Annotated in this window: 6 protein-coding genes and 1 pseudogene; 3 read left to right on the top strand and 4 right to left on the bottom strand. The window is 75.3% G+C overall.

What is annotated here, in order from left to right; genetic code table 11:
• Together ABD160_RS21300 and ABD160_RS21295 are read left to right on the top strand one after the other, a co-directional pair.
• Positions 1-205: pseudogene (locus tag ABD160_RS21300) on the top strand (hypothetical protein); the annotation flags it as partial.
• A 96-nt stretch (positions 206-301) separates the two neighbouring features.
• Positions 302-1,210, top strand: coding sequence for a DedA family protein (locus tag ABD160_RS21295; RefSeq protein WP_344025186.1), 909 nt, complete (start codon positions 302-304; stop codon positions 1,208-1,210).
• Between the two features lie 697 nt (positions 1,211-1,907).
• On the opposite strand, the gene ABD160_RS21290 is transcribed toward ABD160_RS21295, so the two are convergent.
• From ABD160_RS21290 to ABD160_RS21280, 3 genes are read right to left on the bottom strand one after another with little or no spacing between them, the layout of a single operon-like run.
• Entirely contained in the window at positions 1,908-2,561 is a 654-nt protein-coding gene (locus tag ABD160_RS21290; RefSeq protein ID WP_344025184.1) for a TrmH family RNA methyltransferase, read from the bottom strand.
• A complete protein-coding gene (gene pyrE, locus ABD160_RS21285) occupies positions 2,558-3,115 on the bottom strand; it encodes an orotate phosphoribosyltransferase (protein ID WP_344025182.1) in 558 nt (185 codons plus the stop codon). Before pyrE ends, ABD160_RS21290 begins: the two co-directional genes overlap by 4 nt.
• Positions 3,112-3,885 (bottom strand): SDR family NAD(P)-dependent oxidoreductase, encoded by a 774-nt coding sequence (locus ABD160_RS21280; RefSeq protein WP_344025179.1) that lies wholly within the window; start codon positions 3,883-3,885, stop codon positions 3,112-3,114. Before ABD160_RS21280 ends, pyrE begins: the two co-directional genes overlap by 4 nt.
• Before the next feature lie 152 nt (positions 3,886-4,037).
• Between ABD160_RS21280 and ABD160_RS21275 the strand changes: the two genes are divergently transcribed.
• Positions 4,038-5,636, top strand: a complete 1,599-nt coding sequence (locus ABD160_RS21275) for a flavin-containing monooxygenase (protein ID WP_344025177.1) — start codon at positions 4,038-4,040, stop codon at positions 5,634-5,636.
• A 10-nt stretch (positions 5,637-5,646) separates the two neighbouring features.
• Here the strand turns inward: ABD160_RS21275 and ABD160_RS21270 are convergent, their stop codons facing one another.
• A complete protein-coding gene (locus ABD160_RS21270; RefSeq protein ID WP_344025175.1) occupies positions 5,647-6,642 on the bottom strand; it encodes an adenosine deaminase in 996 nt (331 codons plus the stop codon).
• Positions 6,643-6,691 lie beyond the last annotated feature (49 nt).

Here is a 6,691-nt window from a genome sequence, read left to right as displayed (position 1 = left end):
CGCCGCGCCCCGCCCGGCGCCGCCGCAGCAGCGCAGGCCGGCGGCCGTCCCGGTCGCGCCGCCGCCGCCGTCGTCGGACAGCCGGGCGGTCACCGTCCAGATCCTGTGGGCCGCACTGATCGCACTCCTGGTGGGTGCGCTGCTGGGCGGCGGGATCGCACTGGTGTCGGTGCTGCTGCCGGGGGCGCTGCCCGCACTCGGCTGAGCCCGCGATCCGGTTCCCGACCGGGTGTCCGGTTCGTCCTCCGGCTGGTGACGGCGCCGTACGGGCGGCACCGGCCCGCCGGTAGCGTTGCGTGACGTGACGGTTCTCGCCGCGACCCAGACGCTGGCACTCGGCCCCTCGTGGCTCGACCCGGCGGTGATCATCGAGTCCCTCGGCCCGTGGGCTCTGGCCGGGCTCGCCGCGATCGTGTTCGCCGAGTGCGGCCTGCTGCTCGGCTTCTTCCTGCCCGGCGACTCGCTGCTGTTCACCGCCGGGCTGTTCGTCGCCCAGGGCGCGATCGGCGTCCCGCTGTGGCTGGTCTGCGTGGTGCTCGTCGCCGCGGCGGTGGCCGGGAACGCGGTCGGCTACGGCATCGGCCTGCGCGCCGGCCCGGCCGTCTTCGACCGGCCGCGCTCTCGGCTGTTCAACCCGAAGCACGTGACGAGGACGCACGAGTTCTTCGAGCGGTTCGGCAACCGGGCGATCGTGCTCGGGCGGTTCGTGCCGATCGTGCGGACGTTCATCACGGTGAGCGCCGGGGTCGCCCGGATGGACGCGCGGCGCTATCTCACCTACTCGCTGGTCGGCGGCGTCGCCTGGGCCGCCGGGGTGACGGTGCTCGGCTACTTCCTCGGGCAGTTCACGGTCGTGCGGGAGCGGATCGACCTGATCCTGGTGGCGATCGTGCTGATCTCCGTCGTGCCGATCGTGTTCGAGGTGCTGCGGGCCAGGGCGTCGGCGCGGCGCGGCGCGGGGGTCGCCGGGGCGGCCACCGTCGCTGCTGCCGGCACCGACGTCGATCCGGCGGCCGTGACCACCCGGATGCCGGCCGTGCGCCGCCCGGGCGCCGGGGCCCCGGGGCCGGACGCCGCGGCTCCTCCGGTGCCGGACGCGGCGCCTCCGGCCCCGCCGCACACCTCCGGAGGGCAGCCGTACCGGCCGGGGACGACCCGGCCGTCGATGCCTCCGCGGCCCCCGCGGCCCCCGCAGCCCCCGCAGCCCTGAACCGGCCGCCACCCGAATCGCACCCCTTGGCCTCGCACTCCCAGCGTGGCCTGCTCGCAGCTCCAGCCGGCCTCTCACACTCCCAGCGTGGCCTGCTCCCAGCTCCAGCCGGCCTCTCGCACCCCCAGCGTGGCCTCGCACCCGCTGGAACAGGTGCGACGCTTTGCACGGGGTGCGGCGACCGCTCCGCCACCGGGCCGGAGCCAGGACAGGGGCCGAGGCCGAGGCCGGGGCCGGGGCCGGGGCCGGGGCCGGGGCCGGGGCGCGAGGCGCCGGGATCGGGTCGCGAGGCGCCGGGCTCGGGTCGCGAGGCGCCGGGATCGGGTTGCCGGGCGTCCGGTCGTCGGCATCGGGTCGCGGGTGCGCGGGGCGGGATCACAGCTCCCGGCATGCCGGTCGCCCGCGTCGGCGACATGGGCCGGCTCACCCGGTACCGGACGCGCACCCCCATCCCTGCCGCGCACCCCCTGAACACGGTGCGGGAACCCACCCGGGGTGCGACCGCCCCGCCGGGAGTGCGACCACCCACCGACGACGCCGGCTCGCACCCCGACATCGATCCCGCACCGTCTCCACAGGGTGCGACGACCCGCCAGGGGTGCGACGACCCGCCAGAGGTGCGAGGCGCCCACCAGGGGTGCGGGGCGACCAGGCGCGCGAGGCGACCACCGAGCGACCACGAGGCGGCCGCGGGCCGTCACCAGGCGTCGGACAGGTCGGCGTGCCGCCGCACCCAGGCGTGCATGACGATCCCCGCGGCGACCCCGGCGTTGATCGACCGGGTCGAGCCGAACTGGGCGATGGAGACGGCGAGATCGGCGGCGTCCCGGATCTCCGGCGACAGCCCGGGTCCCTCGGCCCCGAACAGCAGCACGCAGTCGCGGGGCAGCTCGGTCTCCTCCAGCCGGGCCGCGCCGGGCAGGTTGTCCACCGCGACCAGTGCGAGCCCGCGGGCCCTGGCGAAGCCGATCAGGCCGGCGGCGTCGGGATGGTGGTGCACCGACAGGTAGCGGTCGGTGACCATCGCGCCGCGCCGGTTCCAGCGCCGTCGTCCGACGATGTGCACCCCACCGGCGCCGAACGCGTTGGCCGTGCGCACGACGGTGCCGATGTTGTGGTCGTGGCCGAGGTTCTCGATCGCGACGTGGAACGGATGGGCCCGGGCGGCCAGGTCCTCGGCGACGGCCTCGCGCCGCCAGTACCGGTAGGCGTCGACGACGTTGCGCCGGTCGCCCTGCTCCAGCAGCTCCGGGTCCCACCGGTCGCCGTCCGGCCGGGGCCCCTCCCAGGGGCCGACGCCGACCTGTCCCGGCACCGACCACTCGCTCGGCCCGGGCTCGGTCGGGCTCACCCCAGCTGCAGGTCCGCCAGCCCCAGCAGCGCCCGGTACGGCACTCCCTCGGCCTCGACGGCCTGCCGCGCCCCGGTGTCCCGGTCGACGACGGTGCACACCCCGACGATGTCCGCGCCGGCCTCGCGCACCGACCGGACCGCGGTCAGCACGGACCCGCCGGTGGTGGAGGTGTCCTCGACGACCAGCACCGGGCGCCCGACGATGTCCGGGCCCTCGATGAGCCGCTGCATGCCGTGCCGCTTGGTCTCCTTGCGCACGACGAACGCGTCCACCGGCTCGGCGCCGGGCTCCTGCGCGGCGGCGTGCAGCACCGCCGTCGCCACCGGGTCGGCGCCGAGGGTCAGCCCGCCGACCGACCGGTACGCCCAGTCCGCGGTCAGTTCCCGCAACAGCCTGCCGATCAGCGGGGACGCCTCGTGGTGCAGCGTGACCCGGCGCAGGTCGACGTAGTAGTCGGCCTCCGCCCCGGACGACAGCGTCACCTTCTCGTGCACGACGGCGATCTCCCGGACCAGCGCCGCCAGCCGGGCCCGGTCGCCGTGCGCGCTCATGTGCGGTCCCGGTCGAAGGTCGCCGTGATCCGCCGCAGCACGCCGCGGGGGAGCACCCCGACCAGCCCGACGATCGCCTTGTACTGCCTCGAGGGCACCGACACCACCCGTCCCCTGTCCAGGTCCGCGAGGGCCTCGTCCACGACCTGCGAGGCCTCCAGCCAGAGCGGTCCGCGCCGGGCGCCGACGTCGATCCCGGCCCGCTCGTGGAACTCCGTGCGAACGTAGCCGGGGCACAGCGCCATCGCGCGCACCCCGGTGCCCTGCAGCGAGGCCGCGACGCCCTCGGTGAAGGAGATGACCCACGCCTTGTCCGCCGGGTAGGTCGATCCGCGGCCGGCGAGGAACCCGGCGACGCTCGCGACGTTGACCACGGCGCCCGCGCCGCGGTCGACCATGCCGGGCAGCACCGCGCGGGTCAGCTCCAGCACGCTCGCCACGTTGACCTGGAGCTGGCGGGTCAGCTCGGCGGGCTCGTTCTCCAGGAACGGCGCACCGAGCGCGAGACCGGCGTTGTTGACGAGCAGGTCGACGGGGGCGACGTCCGGGTCGGCGAGCCTGCGGACCACCCGCAGCCGCTGTTCGGCGTCGGCCAGGTCGGCGGCCAGCACCTCGACCGCGACGCCGAGGTCGCGGTACCGGTTCGCGGCGGCCTGGAGCCGGTCGGCGTCGCGGGCCACGAGGACGAGGTCCCGGCCGTCCGCGGCGAGGCGGTCGGCGAAGGCGGCCCCGATACCCGACGACGCACCCGTGATCATGACGGAGGGCACCGGGCAACCCTAGTCCGTCGTCCCGGCACGCACGCGGTGCGACCTGGTTACCGACCGGTTGGTGTGACCCCGGCGACAATGACGCGGCGTAACGCCGTGAGACGGACCGCTCTCGCGTGCCCGACCGTTATGCAGCCTTTACCGTCGGGGGCATGACGTCCGAGGCGCCGCCGCTCCAGCGACCGGCCGATCCGTCCTCCCCGGACGCCGGCGCACTCCCGACCGGGCCCTCGCCGCGGCACTCGCGGGTCGCCGTCGTCGGCGCCGGTTTCACCGGGCTGGCGGTCGGGCTGGCGCTGCTGCGCCGGGGCGTGCACGACTTCGTGCTGCTGGAGCGGGCCGACGACGTCGGCGGGGTGTGGCGGGACAACACCTACCCGGGCGTCGGCGTCGACACCCCCTCGCCGCTCTACCAGCTCCGCGCGATGACCAACCCGGACTGGTCGGACCTGTACGCGCCCGGTCACGAGGTGCAGGACTACGCGCGCCGGCTGGCCCGCTCCACCGGGCTGTCCCAGCACGTCCGGTTCGGCGCCGACGTGCACTCCGCACAGTGGGACGACGCCGAGGGCCACTGGCTGATCGACACCCCGCTCGGCCGGTACACCGCCGACGTCCTGGTCAGCGCGGCCGGCCTGGTCGCCGACCCGAAGCTGCCCGACGTGCCCGGCCTCCCCGATTTCGACGGCCCGGTGTTCCACTCCGCCCGCTGGGACCACTCGGCCGATCTCACCGGCCGGCGGGTCGCCGTGGTGGGTACCGGCGCCACCGCCATCCAGCTGGTCCCCGAGCTGCAGCCGCAGGTCGCCGAGCTGCACGTGTTCCAGCGCTCCCCGGCGTGGATCATGCCGAAGCCGGAGAACCCGGTCGGCCGGTGGACCCGTCGCGCGCTGGCCGCCAGCCCCACCCTGACCAAGATGCAGTTCGACCTGATCTACGCGGGCGCGGAGCTGCTCGCGGCGACCCGGCGGTCCCGGACCCTGCGCGACGCGCTGACCCGGGTCGGCAGGCGGCACCTGGCCGCGCAGGTCCCGGATCCGGAGCTGCGCGCCCGGCTCACCCCGGACTTCGACTACGCCTGCAAGCGCCCGCTCGTCTCGAACACCTACCTGCCGGCGATGAGCGCGCCGAACTCCAGCCTGCACACCGGCGGGCTGGTCCGGGTCGACGGCCGCACCGTCGTCTCCGGTGACGGCAGTTCCGCCGAGGTGGACGCGATCGTCCTGACCACCGGCTTCCAGGTCGGCGCCACCGCGCCGATCGCGCACCGGCTGCACGACGCGCAGGGCCGCTCGCTGCACGACCACTGGGACGGCAACCCCCGGGCGTACCTGGGGATGACCTGCCCGGACTTCCCGAACCTGTTCCTCATGCAGGGTCCGAACGCGACCAGCGGGGCCAGCTCGACGCTGCTGTTCTCCGAGGCGCAGGCCCGCTACGTCGCCGACGCGGTCTGCCGGATGGCCGACGAGGGAATCCGGTCGATCGACGTCCGGCCGGAGATCGAGCGGCGCTGGACCGAGCGCATCCGCAGGCGCTCCGCCCGCACCGTCTACGAGACCGGCGGCTGCTCCAGCTACTACCAGAACGACGACGGCGTCAACGTCGTCATGTGGCCGGCCAACACCGCCGAGTACCAGCTGCGGACGCGGCGGTTCCGGCTCTCGCCGTTCCGCGCGCAGCGCGGCCGGACCGGTGCCGGGCGGCCGCTGGAGCCGCTGCGCCCGGTGCGGCTGGCCGCCACCGCCTGACCGGCGCCGGTCAGGGCCGCCAGGCGGCGACCTCCGCGAGCAGCGCGTCCCGGGTCGCGGCGTCCACGAACGACGCCTCCATCGAGTTCGCGGCCAGGGTCCGCAGCTGGTCGTCGGACAGGCCCAGACCGTCCCGGGCGGCGGCGTAGTTCCGGTCGGCGTACCCGCCGAAGTACGCCGGGTCGTCGGAGTGCACCGACACCTTCAGCCCGGCGTCGAGCATCTCCGGCAGCGGGTGCAGCCCGATCCCGGGGACGCAGCCGAGGCGCACGTTCGACAGCGGGCAGACGGTCAGCGGGGTGCCGTCCCGGCGCAGCCGCGCGACCAGCTCGTCGTCCTCGATGGCCCGGATGCCGTGGTCCACCCGCAGCACGCCGAGCTCGTCGAGCGCCTCCCGGACGTAGCCGGCCGGGCCCTCCTCGCCGGCATGCGCCACCGGCTTGAGACCGAGGTCGCGGGCCCGGGCGAACACCTCGGTGAACTTCGACGGCGGGTGCCCGACCTCGGCCGAGTCCAGGCCGACACCGACGATCCGGTCCAGGTGCGGCTCGGCGGCGCGCAGCGTGTCCGCCGCCTCGGACGCCGGCCGGTCCCGCAGGAAGCACAGGATCAGCCCGGCCGACACGCTGCCGGCGTGCTCGTCGACGGCGTCGGTCAGCCCGCCGATGACGTCCCCGATCGGGATCCCCCTGGCGGTGTGCGCCTGCGGGTCGAAGAACATCTCGACGTGCCGGATCCCCTCGCCGGGGCAGCGCCGCAGGTACGCCGACGCCAGCTCGGCGAAGTCCGCGCGGGTGCGCAGCACCGCCATGTTGGCGTAGTACACGTCGAGGAACGACTGCAGGTCGGTGAACTCGTAGCGGGCCCGGAGGTCCTCGACGTCGCGGTAGGGCAGTGCGACGTCGTTGCGGTCGGCGAGCTCGAACACCGTCTCCGGCTCGAGCGTCCCCTCGATGTGCAGGTGCAGCTCCGCCTTCGGCAGCGGCGGGGTCCCCGTCGTCGTCATCCGGCGATCATCCCGGCCCGCCGGGGAACCCTGCCACCCCCGATCCGGA

Source organism: Pseudonocardia kongjuensis (assembly GCF_039526905.1).
Classification (GTDB): Bacteria; Actinomycetota; Actinomycetes; order Mycobacteriales; family Pseudonocardiaceae; genus Pseudonocardia; species Pseudonocardia kongjuensis.
Note: the sequence above shows the minus strand (reverse complement) of the source record. Positions and strands in the feature narration are given on the sequence as shown.